Source organism: Flavipsychrobacter stenotrophus, assembly GCF_002954265.1.
GTDB lineage: Bacteria > Bacteroidota > Bacteroidia > Chitinophagales > Chitinophagaceae > Flavipsychrobacter > Flavipsychrobacter stenotrophus.
In genome coordinates this window covers 519735-535700 of the sequence record NZ_PPSL01000002.1, presented here as the reverse complement: position 1 = coordinate 535700, position 15966 = coordinate 519735, and the positions used below count along the sequence as shown (strand labels likewise).

Below are 15966 nucleotides of genomic sequence, written 5' to 3'. Positions count from 1 at the left end.
TTATACCATGCGCGGGTATCCTCTTTGTGTGTTTTTATTATCTGCTGCCTTAGCTGGCATAATCACATCGTGTGTCCATAAGCCTTACTCGCAGGTGATCACCGCCGATGGTAATTTTCCGCAGGATGTTGCCCGTATAATGGTTGCAAAATGTGCGGTATCCGGCTGTCACAATGCTGCCAGTTATCACAATGCAAGTGAACTGCGCCTGGACACGTGGGATGCTCTGTTCAACGGTGGCTCAAGCGGGGCTGTGGTTGTCCCCTATAATGCGGAGAATAGCCCTTTATTATATTTCGTCAATACCAATGCCGCCAATGGCCCATTGGCCACCCCTACTATGCCCGAAAGTACTACGGCATTCCCCCAATCGCCCCTCACCACAGCTGAATACACTACACTGAAGAACTGGATAGCCAATGGTGCCCCCGATAAAAATGGCAACATTGCCTTCTCCTCCAACCCCGATACAAGGCAAAAAATATACATTACTCAACAAGGCTGCGATCTGTTGGCTGTTATCGATGCCGAAAGACATGTGGTCATGCGGTACATACCTATTGGTGCATCTTCGGCTAAGGTTGAAAGCCCGCATTGCGTGCGTGCGGCAAATGACGGTATGCATATGTATGCCAGCTTTCTCAATGGCGACTATGTGCAAAAAATAGACACCCGAACAGACCAGCTGGCGGGTAGCGCTAATGTAGGGTCTCTAAAAGCAAATGGTTCATGGAATATCCTTTATGTAGCTCCTGCCGATACGGCTGTGGTCACCTCCAGTTGGGTGGGAGATGGTATACTCGCATATCTCAATAGCGCAACGATGAATGTTGATCCGGGCCGCACGTTGGGCGGGGGGAGTACATTGGTTTATCCTCATGGTATCACGTCCAATCGCACATTCGATACGTTTTTTGTTACTGCACAATACGGCAATGTCATTTACAAGATGTCGGCCGATGGTATGATGTATAAGCAATTGAGCCTTAATGGTAGCCCTGCATTTACAAGTACAGACTCTACTATAACAGCGCCTAATCCGCATGAGATACTCATGGCTCCCGACTATTCTCACTACTTCGTTACCTGCCAGACAAGCAATGAGGTAAGGGTGCTGGATGCCCACACCGATAGTGTATTGGCTCACATCTCCGTTGGAACCCTGCCACAGGAAATGGCCTGGTCCACTACGGTGCCTTATCTTTTTGTGTCTTGTATGGAAGACGCCTCTACAGTCTCAGGTATGAGAGGCTCTGTATATGCCATCAACTACAATACCCTCGAAACCATTGCCATTTATGGAGACTTTTACCAACCCCACGGTCTTGCTGTCGATGATCAAAACGGGCTTTTATATGTTGTCTGCACCAATGCCAACCCGGCTGGTCCGGCTCCCCACCATGCAACTGCTTGCTCAGGCCGGGCAGGGTGGTATTCCATTTACGATCTGCATACACTTCAGCCGATCAACAATAAACGGTATCAGCTAACGGTGATGCCTTATTCCGCCGCAACGCGATTCAAATAATCAGTTTTATCGCGCCCATTTGCTGAAAATGTAATGTGTTCCAGGCTTTTTCCTTAGTTAATGATAACTACATATGTTTTTAGTTTATAATTATTTTGCGCGAATCGTGGTTTATATAGAGGAAAAGTGTAATTATTTCGTCCTTTTGAAAGATTTTCGCCAAAAACTTAACATTTTGTTCTGCTAATGAACTAACTTTAATTATATTTACGTCCCTAATACTAAGTTAGGTAATTTCTATTTTTTAGGAAGTAAACAATATTTGTTCAAAATCATTGTCTATGAAGCGAATTTTACGGGTTGTAACGCTCTTATGCCTTATTGCTATACCCTCACTCGTACGTGCTGCTGTTATCCCGGTGACGTTTTCCACTACGTCAAACCGAACCGGTTGTAATTTCCTCAATGTTGCATTTACTGCGACTGCACCCACCTGTTCAGGTACTCAATCTTTTTTGTGGTACTACATCAACAATCCTGCCACTACGTCTGCCGATACTGTTACGGTATCTAGCGGCGCGTCAGCAACGGCCAGCAGGGCTTTCTCTGCAATTGGTAGTTACAACGTAGGTGTGCGTGTGGTTTGTGGAACTGATACAGGCTATTCTTTCCAGAATAACTTCGTTAATGTTACTGCGCCGCCAACTATCGACTTTGCGGTAACCAACCCTGCCGATGCTTCTCCAAGATGTATTGGTAACGTATCTTTTACAAATCTCTCTACTGGTGATACTGTTTGTCCTAGCCACGTCTGGACTTGGATCGTTAGCGGCCCTGCTACTTTCGCCAATCAAAATACAACAAACGCTACCTTTAACTTTACTGTTCCCGGTGACTATACCATTACATTATTATTCAATGGTGCAAGCTGCGGTTGCGGTGGTAATCTTACCCGTACAAGTTATATACACATAGTGGGTAACCCTGTTGCTTGTATTACCCGCACCGATAATAACCTGGGCTGCGTTGCTCCGGTTAATACTACATTCTCTGCAGGTTGCTCTACGGGTGCTACTTCTTATCATTGGTCAGCTACTGGTGGAACTCCTGGTACCTATAATTCAACTGGTCCTAACGACACTACTTTTTCACCTACGTTCAATGCTCCCGGAGATTATCCGGTTGTTTGCACCACGTTCAATGCTGCCGGTTGTTCTTCTATCTCATCGACAATCATGGTGCATGTGGGTAACTTTACTGCCAACTTCCTGCCATCACCCGCTACAGTTTGTCAAAATGCATCAATAACATTTACTGATAATACTACTGTCGATGTGATTGCGCCGGTTACACAATATTTTTACATCGTAAATTCATCCGGAATAACAGTTGAAGGAGGGCCGATGGCTGCTAGTCCGTGGACGGTTACAATAAACCCGGCAACTATGCTTGCAGGAGATTATATTGTACACGATTATCTTGTTAATGGAAATGGTTGCATTTCTGACGCCACGCATCCTTTACACGTTAACCCTGCACCTGTTACTACAGTAACTGCCGATAATCCATACCGTTGTGCTGCTCCACTTACTACTGGTTACCACGCCCTACCGGTTGTAAATTCAAATACTTACAAGTGGCTCACTCCATCTGCTACTGTTACCTCTTTCTCAGCAACTGGTGCTGCAGGTGGTGCTAACCACAGCTTTACCTATAATACAGCAGGCAGCTACAACGTTACTCTGGTTGTAACAGATGCATTGGGTTGTAAAGACTCTACGCTACATGCAGGTATTGCTCGTGTGGCTCCGGCAAACGTAACAATTTCGACAGACGTCGATTCAGGTTGTACACCAATTCACGTGGGTTACCACATGACCATCGACGTTGCTGGTGCTACTATCAATGTCGATAATATCACCTTTGGCGATGGCGGAACTGCTGGTGCGGGTATCTATACAGATACCGGCCATATATACGCTGGGGGTGGTAGCTGGTTAACAACAGTCAACTGGCATCTCGATGCGTCATTAGGCGGTTGTGCAGGCACTGATACAGTAAGGGTATTGATCGGGTCTACTCACCCAACATTTGCTATCGGTACATTCCCGCTTACTGCCGGTGGCCTTCACCTTCCGTATTCCGATTCAGTTTGTCCTAATACTACTGTATTCTTTAAAGATTCCGGTTGTGCAGCATGTACGCATATGTGGACAGTTCCTACAGGGCCTAGTACTCCGAGTTTTTATGGTGATACATTCTCTATTGTTTACCCTACTCCATCAAGCACATTACCAACATCTAACACATACACATACACAGAGGTAAGTTGTCTTGCAGGTTGCTGTGATACTTTCAGGCATAGAATGTGGGTATTCCCTCCTGCTATATTCCCTAACTCGCTCACAGCTGCCAATGCTTACATAGCGGCCGGCTTACCCAATTGTACTCGTCGAGATTCAATTAAATTTACAGCAACCGGAGTAACAGGTGCCTATCGATATCACTGGGATTTTGGTCCTGGTATCTATGACACCGCGTCGACCTCCACCCCTACTGTAGCACATAATTATGGTATAGGTTCCGGCTCTGGAACTTATACTGTAGTGGTAACAGCCATTGGGTTAGGACTTGCAGACTCTTCCAATTGTTATAATTCAGCATCACTGGTTATTAATCTCGGCCCGTCAGATACAACCTGGACTATGGTTGATTCAAATTTTTGTCTGGGTTCAGATCTTTTTGTACATGGGCCACAGCGTCTCGATGGCAGTCCATTCACTCAGTACTTCTGGTCTTGGGGCGATGGTCCGGGTGTCACTACAGTGGCAGCCGACAGTAATGCATCGCACACATATACTGCACCGGGCAACTATAACGTAAGGGTAATTGTAACTAATAATTTTGGTTGTAAAGATACTGCGCAGCGCAAGCGAGCTCATGTGTATGGTGCAATAGGCTCGACTACTTTTGCGCCTAACCCGGTTTGTGTGGGCAGCCTGGTAACATTTACCGATGGTCACACGTTTCCTAACAGTGCATTGTTCAGCCGATCAGTTTCGTATGACTATCCGACTATTACTTTAACGCCTGTTGCCACTACACCTAATACCTTCACACATGCTTTCGCTGAAGGAACATGGACTGTGGCGGTAAGAGATGTAGATAATAGTCCATTGGGTTGTGCTACTTTCGATACATTCGTTGTTAACGCTACTGTACCTCATGCTTACTTCACATCTCCCGATACATTGGGTGCATGTGCAGGCGTACCGGTTTCTTTCCACGATACCAATACTCATTGCCAGTATGTATGGAATTTCGGTGATGGTAGCCCTTCAACTGCACCATCAGCCGCAGATTCTAATATTGTGCATACCTATACTGCTAATGGTAACTGGACAGTAAGTGTAACTATCATTTCTGATGGTACAGGTGGTTATCCATTGGGTTGCTCCAATACATTTACAAGAACTAACTACATACATCTTTCAAACATCAGTGGCATAGCTATCGAGAATTTTGGCGATACTTCTGTTGGTTGTCCTCCTTTGCAGATTGCTATGGGACCTAGCAGTACCTCTACTTCTTATCTGTATACTTATACATGGTCTGTAAGTGGTACACCGGCTACTTCATTCAGTGGTCCCTACTACTTCGATCAGATCTATGGTACAGGTAGCCATACGGTAACTATGATTGCTATTTCTCCTCGTGGTTGTCGCGATACATTGCACAGGAATATATTTGTGGGTGGTCCTACCGGCTTTATTACAGTAACGCCTACATCTGGTTGTGGACCGGTTAGTGTCAATCTGCACTTTACCAATACTGGTTCTGTAGCATTGGGTACCGATTACATCTGGTCTACTTGTCCTTTTGGCTCATTTACAAGTCAAACGGATGATACTACAATAGTATTCTCAACTCCGGGAGATTATTGCCCGCCTTCTGTGATCATACAGAACTCAGGTTGTATTGTAAACATAAACAGTACAGACTCAATACATATTTATGCAACACCAACTGTAGTTGTCACTCATGCGCTTCGTATTTGTTACGGTGGTACAGATGTGCTTACTGCTACAGGTGCTGATACTTATTCATGGGCATCACCAACGGCCGTGATCTGTACCAATTGCTCGTTCATTGCTGTGTCGCCGTTGACAACTACAGTTTACACCGTAACTGGTACTAACGCAAACGGTTGTACTGATACCGCACTGGTAACAGTAGTTGTAGATTCTCCGATCGTTATACACATCTCTGGTAGAGATAGTATGTGTATTGGTCAACAGGATACCCTGACAGCTACAGGTGGTTCAGGTGTATTCACATGGACCACACACCCTGGCCCTGATACGGCAAGTGGCTTGTCTTGTAATGTGTGCAATCCTGTAATTGTAAGAACAACAACTACTAAAACATATTGGGCTATTACTACCAATGCATTGGGTTGTAAAGATTCTGCTTCATTCACAGTTACGGTTAATCCATTGCCAATACTGCACGTAACTCCAGATCCTGCTTATGTCTGCGCCGGAGATTCTACGCAGTTGTTCGCAACGGGTGCTACTACTTACCTGTGGAAACCTCGTATTGGCTTGAGCAATGACTCTGTTGCTAATCCTAAGTCGGGTATCATGGCTAATATCATATATACCCTCACAGGTACTACACAGTATGGTTGCCGCGATTCGATGACAGTACCTGTTGAGAGCTACCATCGTAATGTTACCAGTGTAAGATCAGATACCATTATCTGCGCAGGCGATCAGGCAAGGTTAATTGCACGTGGTGGTCTTAGCTACACATGGCATCCGGGTAATACCCTTAATGACTCTACTATTTACAATCCTATTGCAACGCCTTCGGTTACCACTATATACTCAGTGCATATACAGGAAAACCCTTGCTTTGATACTACTCAGTTTGTAAAGGTTACAGTTATACCACTGCCTATTCTCCGCGTTCCTCCTACAATAACTATTATTGCGGGTAATAGCGTACAGTTGTATGCCGATGCACTGAATCCGGTAACGCTTACTTCTTATGCATGGACACCTGCAGATAGTACGCTTACATGTACCGATTGCCCTCATCCTATAGCAACACCTATTGTTACTACTACTTACTCTGTTACTGCAACTACCATAGAAGGTTGCGCGGGTACAGGAAGTGTTACCATCAAGTTGCTTTGCGAAACAAATCAGGTATTTATACCTAATACCTTCACTCCTAATGGAGACGGAAATAACGATCGCTTCTATGTAAGTGGTAAGGGATTGGGTCTGATCAAGCGTATGGCCGTTTACAACCGTTGGGGTGAATTGGTTTACGAAGCTTACAACGTAAGGCCTAATGATCCTGGTGCAGGATGGGATGGTACTTACAGAGGTGAAATAGTAGCCCCTGATGTGTTCGTTTATGTGCTGGATGTAATGTGTTCAACTGGTGAGCCATTCGTATTCAGAGGTGATATTTCACTGGTACGATAAGATGTACCGTTGATTGTAATGAATAATATGAAATTGTAAAAAACTTATAGATGAAAAATTGTTTAAAGATCGTAGCTGCAGGCCTTTTGTTGGGATTTGGTTCCAACAGCTTTGCGCAGGATATACATTTTTCTCAATTTTATGAGAACTCCATCCTTCGTAATCCGGCCCTTACAGGTATTTTCAGCGGTGATTATAAGGTAGGCCTTGATTATCGTGATCAGTGGGGTAGTGTAGCTAATCCTTATCGTACCGTTTCTGCTACTGCCGAAACAAGGATATTGGCCAACAGGGAAGTTGGTGATTATGTAAGTATTGGTATGGGAGCATTCTATGATAAGGCTGGAGCCATAGACTTTACAAGTCAGGAGATCTATGCATCTGTAGCCTACAATAAGGCTATGAACGATGCGCATAACTCTTACCTGTCAGTAGGGTTCACTGGTGGTTACATGGCTCGTTTTGTAGACATGAACAAAATGACCTTCAGCAGCCAGTACGTAAATGGTTATGATCCATCTAATGCTTCAGGCGAAACTGCTCCGTTCAAGAGCTTGCACAACTTCGATCTGGGTGCGGGTATCAGCCTCAACAGTTCTGTAGATGTAGATAACAGGGTGAATTATTATCTTGGTGCTTCAGTTTATCACCTTAATCATCCTACACAAATATTCAACGGTGGTTATACTCAGGTGAAATTACCAATGAAGTGGCAGTTCTCAGCTGGTGTTAATCTGGTATTCAGCGAGCATTTCAGTCTTGCCTTACATGGTAACTACTCCAGGCAGCAGCCTTACAATGAGACTATCTATGGTGGTCTGTTGTGCTATCATGGTATTACGCCGGGTCTTCCTAGTATATTCGCTTTCAGCTTCGGTGGTTTCTATCGTTATCAGGACGCGTTCATTCCTACTATTAAGATAGATTATGCCAACGTATCATTCGGATATTCTTACGATGCTAACAATTCTACACTGTCTACATCTGGCAGCGGCTCAACAGCCAGTGCTAACGAAATAACGTTCTACATTCGCGGTAAGTACAATCATAAGAACAACCCACGCGATGGTGTAATGTGTCCAAGGTTCGAGAACGAGATCTTGTATCCATTCAATAACTAATACCTTTAAGAGAATTAATAATAGTAAAATGCACCCGAAGGGTGCATTTTTTATTGAGTACACATTCGCCGACGACTTACGAACCTGCCTGCTGTTAGGTAGGTTACATCTTCCTTCCTTAACTTTGACTCATCTATGGACACTAAAGTAAGACTCGACAAATACCTTTGGGCTATAAGAATATTCAAGACCCGCTCTTTAGCTACCGCCGCTATTGACGATGGAAAGGTAAAGTGGAACGGAAACAGCGTTAAGCCATCTCGTAACGTGGCTTTGGGGGATAGGTATGATATACGCACTCCTACCCGTAAATGGACCATTGAAGTAGTTGGTATTATTGGCAACAGAGTACCTTACGAAGAGGCTATAACCAAGTATGTCGATCAGACTTCAGATGAAGATAAGATCATCATCAAGCCCCTTACATCCGGTTTTTACACAGGTAAGCGTATAAGTAAAACAGGTCGCCCCACTAAGAAACAGCGGCGCGACCTGGGTGAATATCTGGGAGATGCTCCCGAAGGAGATTAATATATTGATACGAAATTGCCGGGTATTGTCTTGGTCCAGTTATGGCCAAGATCAGCACTCTGGTAGATACCCTGATTAGTGGCAATGTAAACATACTGTTGTTTCTTGCCGCTCTTAAATACATTCTCTTTAGATGCTATACTACGCACTACCAGGTTTGTGCCAAGGCCATTGCTTACTTGTTCAAATGAATTGGTATTATTGTTGATCGTGTAAAGACCCATAGAATCTGTACCTACCAGGCAGATCTGCTCAAAAGGTGAGGATATGCAGGTAAGCGGTATGTTTGCCGGTACTCCGGCATATGGCTGCCAGGTAGTACCCAGGTCGTCACTGTATGATGCACCTGCCGAACCGTAGTTGTCTATGGCTATGATACGATTGTTGATATGACCCAGTGAATAGAACGTTGATCCTCCGGGCAGATCCAGTGTATCTCCGTTTGGCGACAACATTTCTTTCCATCTTACTGGCAGAGACGTTCTGTAGAAACCTCTTTTAGACGATCCGCCAAGTGCGAAAAGGGTGCCACCTTGCGTAAAGGTAAATGAAGAAATAAATGCGCTGCCAAGATGCACCACCTGCACCGAATCGTAATATTGTTCCGGCACCCATCCGTTCAATCCATCCTGTTCATTCCATGCAATACCAAGATAACTGCTGGCAATTGGTTCGCGAGATGCTATGTAGCCGTGGTTCCATGATTGAACAAATATGCCCATGCTCTGATTCATATCAAAATAACGTCCGCGAATATTAACCCTCGGGTATGTGGCCAGGTCAACAGTACGGTAACTATAGTTGAAATTAACGCCGTTATTTGTGCTCACATATAACGCCGATTTTGCCATCAGAATGTTATTGTTCATGGCAAAAACGCAACGCTGTGATACCCCGTCGGCAGCAAAAATAACTTTCGATGTTTTGCCGTCTGTGCTGTTATACAATGTACCCGCCGTATCAGTAAAGTAAAGGGAATAGGGTGTTTGTATTACCTGGTCGTTGTTGATATTGTTTGTTTTTTTACAGCCAAACATACCAGCAAGCGCAACAGGCGTTAATAGCAAAGCTTTGAACAGGTTTATTTTACTCATGGTCACTTATTTATTATTTGTGTTTACTCTCAAAGATAATGAAAAATGGCAAAATTAGAATATACCATCTCATCCTTGATTTTAAAGGTGAGTTTACAAAGGGCCAACTGTATGATCTGTTCGGTCACATTTCCTGTTAAGGCCGTTTATCAATGACTTGGTATATCATTGGCCAGGTAAACCAGGTAGCAATTGTAGGTTTCGACTTCGGTTTTAATAGATTGCTACAAAATTACCGGGTATAGTTTTCGTCCAGTTATGTCCCAGATCTGAACTCTGGTATATGCCTTGGTTAGTAGCAATATAAATGTACTGCTGCTTAGTGCCGCTCTTAAATACATTCTCTTTAAATGCAATGCTCCTTACCACCAGGTTGGTACCTAGTCCGTTACTCACCTGTTCAAAAGAATTGGTGTTGTTATTGATAGTAAACAATCCCATAGAGTCGGTACCTACCATGCATATCTGCTCAAAGGGCGATGCTATGCAGGTAAGTGGCGTATTGGCTGGTAAGCCTGTATATTGGTGCCAGGTAGCGCCTAGATCATCGCTGTAGCATGCCCCGGCCGATCCGTTATTATCTATAGCTATTACACGATTATTGATATGCCCGAGTGAGTAATTTGTATTACCCCCCGGCATATCCAGAGAATCCGGTATACCGGTAGAAGACTGCATTTCACTCCATCCCAGAGGATTAAAATTGGCCCTATACAAGCCTCTTTTGGTATTGGCATCAAGTGCTATTGCCGTATTATTCTGAAGGCAGGTGAACGATGTCACTCTAATATTACCCACATGTGCCGCTATGACCGTTAGCGGATCATACGTTGATTCAGGTGTCCACCCGTTCAGTCCATCGCTGGCATTCCACGCAAATCCAAAGTAATTGGTCGGATCAGGATCGCGGGAAACAATGTATCCATGGTTACTCCACTGTGGTAGGAATATCGCCATGGACTGGTTCATATCGTAGTACCTGCCATGGTTGTTGGTCTTAGGGTAAGTGGCAACCTTGGCTGCATCATAGCTGTAATTGAAGTTTGTACCATTATCACTGCTTACATATAGCGCAGATTTTGCCATCAGCAAATTGCTGTTCATAGCAAATATGCAGCGGTTAGCAACACCATCTGCCGCAAATATCACGCTCGATGTTCTGCCATCTGTACTACTATATAATGTTCCCGCCGTATCTGTAAAATACAATGAATAAGGCGTAGCAATGACCTGGTTATTATTTATGTTTTTGGTCTTCGTGCAGCCCACTATTGTAAGTATTGCTGCCGGTAACAGCAGTGATCTGACTAGGTTAAATTTATTCATTTGTAGGTATTTATTAAAAATAAACATTGTTTCAAAGATAATATAAATTGTTATAGCGCCAAGCTATAACTCTTGTCCATTGTTAGACGCTAAAAAGTCCCGTAATGTTGGTACATCCGGGACTTTTATTTAAAAACTACCATAAGGTGTATGCTACACTTTTGGGTTTTTACTTTTTACTTTTGCCTTAGAACGCGTGCATGGTCGTATCTATTTCTGCCTGCTGTGCTGCACGGCTTTTCTCCATAGCATCACTTATCCTCATCCCGAAGTCTAGTAACGTCAATATGCTGCTCTCTTCTTTATTGGTGAAGTTGATCTCCATATGAGCTTGCATAGCCCCGTCTTTATATTCGCCACCATTGAAAGCAATATTGGTCAGCAGGTTTTTACTCTCGTTAAAGATGCCCGCATCTTGCGGAGACATTATTGTATTAAGATCTATTCTTTTGATGGTCTCCTGTATATCTATAAACATAGCGAACGGATGTCCGTTCACATTCGCGGCTACATTACTGTTAAGTGGTTGGCCATCCTTATTACCATGAAGTATGTTGCTGGCATTGGCATATTTGTTAGAGAATACCGCATAGTCATTATTAGACAATACAAATACAGAATCTCTCGCACTTACCGGCATCATATAGCCCTCGCCTATAGGCAGCATACCTGCTTGCTTTGCAAAGTTCATCAGCTGATCAAAATTCGCTTTCTTGTTTATTTTCATCACATAGCTCATGCAGTAGTTAGTATTCTGCATAGCATAGGGTATATCTTTTGTAGCAGGTGTGCTCGTTACTGACAGGTTATTAATAGCAAAAGCCATGTCTCCTGTAAAGGCGTCCAGCACATTATCTACATTAGTACCCTGTGCCGATAATCCCGAATTGGCAAGTCCTAAAACACCCGTGCTGTCCATCATATCTTTTAGTGCCTTGGTCGAGAAGTGCGCTGCTACCAGCATACTTAACTCATTGCCCGGTATTCTCGATATCATTTCCTTATTCACATGCTCAGTACCAAATTCTTTATAGATCTTATCCATACTTTTAGAGGTATAGTAGGTCATATCTCCGGTTATCTTGCCCTTTACAAAATCAAATCCACAAGCGAAGGCTGTTTCCTTCCACATAGATTTCGACAGAGACACACCATTCATATTAGGTGACATCCTATCATTATAAGTACTCATTATCTGGTCGTAGTTCACCCACATAGATAGGTCATGTCCCGCACCTTCCAACTTTTCAAAATTCTTATTCGCCTTTATAGAATTGTCGTCCGTTACTGCAAATGCGTTGTCCATCTCTGTAGCCATATCTCCGGCATTGTCAGATAGTACATTCATTATAATAAGCAGGTCCTTATTCCAGCCCATATACATGTTGCCATCAAGCGATGTTACTTTCAGCTTATTGTGTTCCGTAACATTGGCTTGCGGAAAACTCTTCTTCAGGTATGCTTCCCATGCCGCCGCATCATTGAGCGGTACAAGCGCCGTTACTCTCATTCCTGTATTGAACCGGTTGTCGGTTTTTAGGTATACATAGAAAGTATTAAGCACGTCTATCCCCGCTTTATCAATACCACTCATCACATCACTGCCGTTTTTCTTAGGCACCTTCTTTTCCATCTCCTTAAAGATCTTACTGCCGGTGATCATGTTCCAGGCTATCTTCTTGCTCAGGGAGCTCAGGTTGATACCTGCAACTACTGCAGCATCTTTAGGAATGTATTTACGGTGGTCAGGTTTGCTGTGACACGAACTTAAGATAAGCACGGAAATAGCCAGTAGAGTGATGATACGAGAATAACGGAGCATGTGATAATTGCTTTTGGATTATTTAAAAAAAGGAATAAATACTTCTATAGTACTTATTCCTTTTATACTGTCTAAACAGGTTTGTTTAAGCAAACACTTTTTAGATTTTACTTTTAAGTTGTTACTTAGAACGGCAGGTCATCAACTGCTTCCGGAGAAGGTGCTGCACTCTGCTGACTATAGTTATTAGTGTTGTTGGTATTGCTATTGTATGATGGAGCTGGCTGACTGTTATTAGCAGCAGGTGCGCCTGACGCGCTTTCTACTCTCCATGCATCAAGGTTAGAGAAGTAGTTTACTTTACCATCTTTCTCATACTTTGTTCCTTTAATGTTGAAAGATACTTTCACATTATCTCCTGCATTGAACTTGTCAATGATCTCACACTTGTTCTGTACCAGCTGCATCTTAGCGTAGTTAGTATAGATATTGCCATTGATCTCTTCCGCAAGCTCAAGCACGAATTCACGCTTCTTGAATTTTTCAGTTACTTGCTGTGTGTCGTACTTTAACAATAGTTTTCCGGTTACTTCTAAACTCATTTTCTAATTTTTTATAAATAATACAATAAAGATACAATGTTGACCGGCTGCGTTTTACTGCTTTCCCGGGAATACAAATATACTGATATACTATAATTAAAAAAAGTACCCTGAAAGGGTACTTTTTAACTCCACGGGGGAGGATGAAGGGTCTCGAACCCTCGACCCTCAGAACCACAATCTGATGCTCTAACCAACTGAGCTACAACCTCCATGCAATTTTGAGACTGCAAATATAGGGATAAAATCGGTTCGCCATCAATCTTACCCTAAATTTCTACCTTTTTTTACTCACATTTTTTTCAATTACATCACTTACGGCCAATATTATCTCATATGGCATTTTTATTTCGGTATCTGTAAGGTCATACCTGCCTAGTGCCGACCAACTCATTATAAACCTTGGGTACCCATTTATGTTCACCTCGTAGTGCATCCCGTCCTTTCTTAGTTGGGGTACTATTACTGCCAGCAGGGTTTGCCGGTTGTAAACGATCTGTTTTGAAAAACTATTAGCCACGCCACAAAAATAAAGGCATTTCAGGTGTTTAACTTCACCTTTACATTAGCAAAGTATAAAAATGCTATTATTGCTATCTGTATGAAGTATTATTTTCTTGCTGTTGTAGTTCTGTTTTCTGGCTTTGTAAATGCCCAGTCCACTAAGGTCATGCTTAAAGGAACACTCCTCATGGCAACTGGTGAAGAATTTCCATACCGCTTAGAACTTACCGAAAGCAACAATATTATTACCGGTTACAGCTATACATACGATGAACGCGACGAAGCCAAGACCGTTATAAAAGGCAAGGTCGATAAACAGTCTCATAAGCTCACGTTTAAAGAAACTGAAATCGTATCTTCTCATTCGGTCTTCACTAAGGCTTTTATGTGCCTGCTACAGGCATCACTCGAATATCGGAACGGTAAACTCGTTGGTCCTGCTACAAACAAACAATTAGATAATACTTCATGCACCGAGGGCAAACTAACTTTTACAAATACCTCAGAGATCGAACAACTCTTTAGCAGCCACGATCCATATGACGTTGAGATAAGGATGGGGGAGAAGAGGAAAGAAGAACCTGTTGCAGCTGCGCCTAAGCCGGTCTCCGTTGCGGTTGAAGAACCCACAGGCACAGTTAAAATAACAGAAGGTATAGAAAAAAGCTACGACTGGCTTTCAGATAGTGTGGTGGTAGAAGTGTGGGATGGCGGCCGTTTTGATGGAGATATCATATCAATACTATTCGATGGCAAGCCGGTATTGGCCAAATATGTTATAGGGAAACAAAAGAAGAGGTTTGCCATAAAATTGCCGGCTACTGGCGTGCATTCTGTTGCTGTCCTTGCCGAAGATGAAGGCTCAGACCCGCCCAATACAGCTTCTCTGGCTCTTTATGATGGGCAAACAAAGTATAGTGTTCTCGCCTACAACAACAAAGGTCAGCAATCCTTTATTAAGATTAGAAAGGCAAAGTGATAAAATTTGCACGTTCAAATAAGGAAACCAGCTTGGCGGTAATTGAGTCATTGAGCAATTAAGCCATTGAGCAATTTTTTAAAAATTACCTTTGCACCATGCATACCCTCCAGTTAGACATACCCCGCCTGCCGGTGCCAATCGCATACAAAGATGCCATCCTGCTGACCGGGTCATGTTTTACCGAGCACATTGCTGATAGGTTGATACAACATAAGTTCAATGTAGTATCTAATCCTAATGGTATTCTGTTCAACCCGCTCAGCGTGGCAGATAGCCTTAATGGGTACATTGATAATAAACAATACACCGAGGCCGATGTTTTTCGTCTCAATGAACTCTGGAATAGCTGGGATCACCATACCCGTTTTTCTCATGTCAGCGCTGAAGCGGCAGTAGAGGGTATCAACCAGTCTCAGTTACAGGCACATTTGCAGATAAAGAAAGCCAATCACCTCATCATTACTTTGGGCTCATCATTTCAGTACTATCTTAAAGAAAGCGGTAAGCCGGTAGCCAACAATCATCGCGCTCCATCGCAATGGTTTGAAAAGAGATTGTTGAGTGTCGAACAAATTACTACTACGTTAAAGACAACTATCGAAAAACTACTGACCGTTAACCCGGGCATCCAGATAATTTTCACCATAAGCCCCGTCCGTCACATTCGCGATGGTGTGGTGGAAAATAATCGGAGCAAGGCGCGCCTCATAGAAGCCGTTCACCAGCTTTGTGATACTTTTTCATGTGCTTACTATTTCCCCGCTTACGAATTGCTTATTGATATCCTGCGCGATTATAGATATTACGATATAGATTTTGTGCACCCTAACTTCCTGGCCACTTCCTACGTGTGGGAGCGTGTCGTAGAATGCGCCATGAATGAAGACACTATCGCCCTGATGAAACAGGTCAACGAAATTGCTATTGCCGCTAAACACCGTCCCAGGTTTCCCGATACCCAGGCTCATCAGAAGTTCAGATCGGCAACATTGCAAAAATGTATGCTATTACAAGAACAGCATCCCCAAATAGATCTGACAGCCGAATTACAGTATTTTTCATAACATTCTATAATTTT

General features: G+C 43.2%; 11 protein-coding genes and 1 tRNA gene. 6 read left to right on the top strand and 6 right to left on the bottom strand.

Annotation, left to right across the window (positions count from 1 at the left end; all coding sequences use genetic code 11):
• Positions 1–7: 7 nt before the first annotated feature.
• The 4 genes from CJD36_RS07420 (at position 8) to CJD36_RS07405 (ending at position 8618) form a co-directional block, all read left to right on the top strand.
• A complete protein-coding gene (locus CJD36_RS07420) occupies positions 8–1528 on the top strand; it encodes a YncE family protein (protein WP_105038496.1) in 1521 nt (506 codons plus the stop codon).
• A gap of 281 nt (positions 1529–1809) precedes the next feature.
• On the top strand, positions 1810–6966 hold the full coding sequence (locus CJD36_RS07415) for a PKD domain-containing protein (protein WP_105038495.1): 5157 nt from the start codon (positions 1810–1812) through the stop codon (positions 6964–6966).
• A 50-nt stretch (positions 6967–7016) separates the two neighbouring features.
• Positions 7017–8087: a PorP/SprF family type IX secretion system membrane protein gene (locus tag CJD36_RS07410; RefSeq protein WP_105038494.1), complete on the top strand. Its 1071-nt coding sequence runs from the start codon at positions 7017–7019 to the stop codon at positions 8085–8087.
• 135 nt (positions 8088–8222) lie between these two features.
• Entirely contained in the window at positions 8223–8618 is a 396-nt protein-coding gene (locus CJD36_RS07405; protein WP_105038493.1) for an RNA-binding S4 domain-containing protein, read from the top strand.
• Here the strand turns inward: CJD36_RS07405 and CJD36_RS07400 are convergent.
• From CJD36_RS07400 to CJD36_RS07375, 6 genes are all read right to left on the bottom strand, one after another.
• Positions 8615–9712: a WD40/YVTN/BNR-like repeat-containing protein gene (locus CJD36_RS07400; RefSeq protein ID WP_105038492.1), complete on the bottom strand. Its 1098-nt coding sequence runs from the start codon at positions 9710–9712 to the stop codon at positions 8615–8617. The genes CJD36_RS07405 and CJD36_RS07400 overlap by 4 nt on opposite strands.
• 213 nt (positions 9713–9925) lie before the next feature.
• Positions 9926–11038: a WD40/YVTN/BNR-like repeat-containing protein gene (locus CJD36_RS07395; protein ID WP_105038491.1), complete on the bottom strand. Its 1113-nt coding sequence runs from the start codon at positions 11036–11038 to the stop codon at positions 9926–9928.
• A 187-nt stretch (positions 11039–11225) separates the two neighbouring features.
• Positions 11226–12860 (bottom strand): DUF4836 family protein, encoded by a 1635-nt coding sequence (locus CJD36_RS07390; RefSeq protein WP_105038490.1) that lies wholly within the window; start codon positions 12858–12860, stop codon positions 11226–11228.
• Between the two features lie 125 nt (positions 12861–12985).
• Positions 12986–13402 (bottom strand): DUF3127 domain-containing protein, encoded by a 417-nt coding sequence (locus CJD36_RS07385; protein ID WP_105038489.1) that lies wholly within the window; start codon positions 13400–13402, stop codon positions 12986–12988.
• Between the two features lie 138 nt (positions 13403–13540).
• Positions 13541–13614 (bottom strand) — tRNA-His (locus CJD36_RS07380).
• 65 nt (positions 13615–13679) lie between these two features.
• On the bottom strand, positions 13680–13922 hold the full coding sequence (locus CJD36_RS07375) for a hypothetical protein (protein WP_105038488.1): 243 nt from the start codon (positions 13920–13922) through the stop codon (positions 13680–13682).
• Between the two features lie 81 nt (positions 13923–14003).
• Here CJD36_RS07375 and CJD36_RS07370 point away from each other — a divergent pair, with 81 nt between their 5' ends.
• Together CJD36_RS07370 and CJD36_RS07365 are read left to right on the top strand one after the other, a co-directional pair.
• Positions 14004–14885 (top strand): hypothetical protein, encoded by an 882-nt coding sequence (locus CJD36_RS07370; RefSeq protein ID WP_105038487.1) that lies wholly within the window; start codon positions 14004–14006, stop codon positions 14883–14885.
• Between the two features lie 98 nt (positions 14886–14983).
• A complete protein-coding gene (locus CJD36_RS07365; protein ID WP_105038486.1) occupies positions 14984–15952 on the top strand; it encodes a GSCFA domain-containing protein in 969 nt (322 codons plus the stop codon).
• Positions 15953–15966 lie beyond the last annotated feature (14 nt).

Coding starts and splice junctions, on each gene's coding strand:
- CJD36_RS07420 (WP_105038496.1), top strand. CDS start 8: ATGCGCGGGTATCCTCTTTGTGTGTTTTTATTATCTGCTGCCTTAGCT.
- CJD36_RS07415 (WP_105038495.1), top strand. CDS start 1,810: ATGAAGCGAATTTTACGGGTTGTAACGCTCTTATGCCTTATTGCTATA.
- CJD36_RS07410 (WP_105038494.1), top strand. CDS start 7,017: ATGAAAAATTGTTTAAAGATCGTAGCTGCAGGCCTTTTGTTGGGATTT.
- CJD36_RS07405 (WP_105038493.1), top strand. CDS start 8,223: ATGGACACTAAAGTAAGACTCGACAAATACCTTTGGGCTATAAGAATA.
- CJD36_RS07400 (WP_105038492.1), bottom strand. CDS start 9,712: ATGAGTAAAATAAACCTGTTCAAAGCTTTGCTATTAACGCCTGTTGCG.
- CJD36_RS07395 (WP_105038491.1), bottom strand. CDS start 11,038: ATGAATAAATTTAACCTAGTCAGATCACTGCTGTTACCGGCAGCAATA.
- CJD36_RS07390 (WP_105038490.1), bottom strand. CDS start 12,860: ATGCTCCGTTATTCTCGTATCATCACTCTACTGGCTATTTCCGTGCTT.
- CJD36_RS07385 (WP_105038489.1), bottom strand. CDS start 13,402: ATGAGTTTAGAAGTAACCGGAAAACTATTGTTAAAGTACGACACACAG.
- CJD36_RS07370 (WP_105038487.1), top strand. CDS start 14,004: ATGAAGTATTATTTTCTTGCTGTTGTAGTTCTGTTTTCTGGCTTTGTA.
- CJD36_RS07365 (WP_105038486.1), top strand. CDS start 14,984: ATGCATACCCTCCAGTTAGACATACCCCGCCTGCCGGTGCCAATCGCA.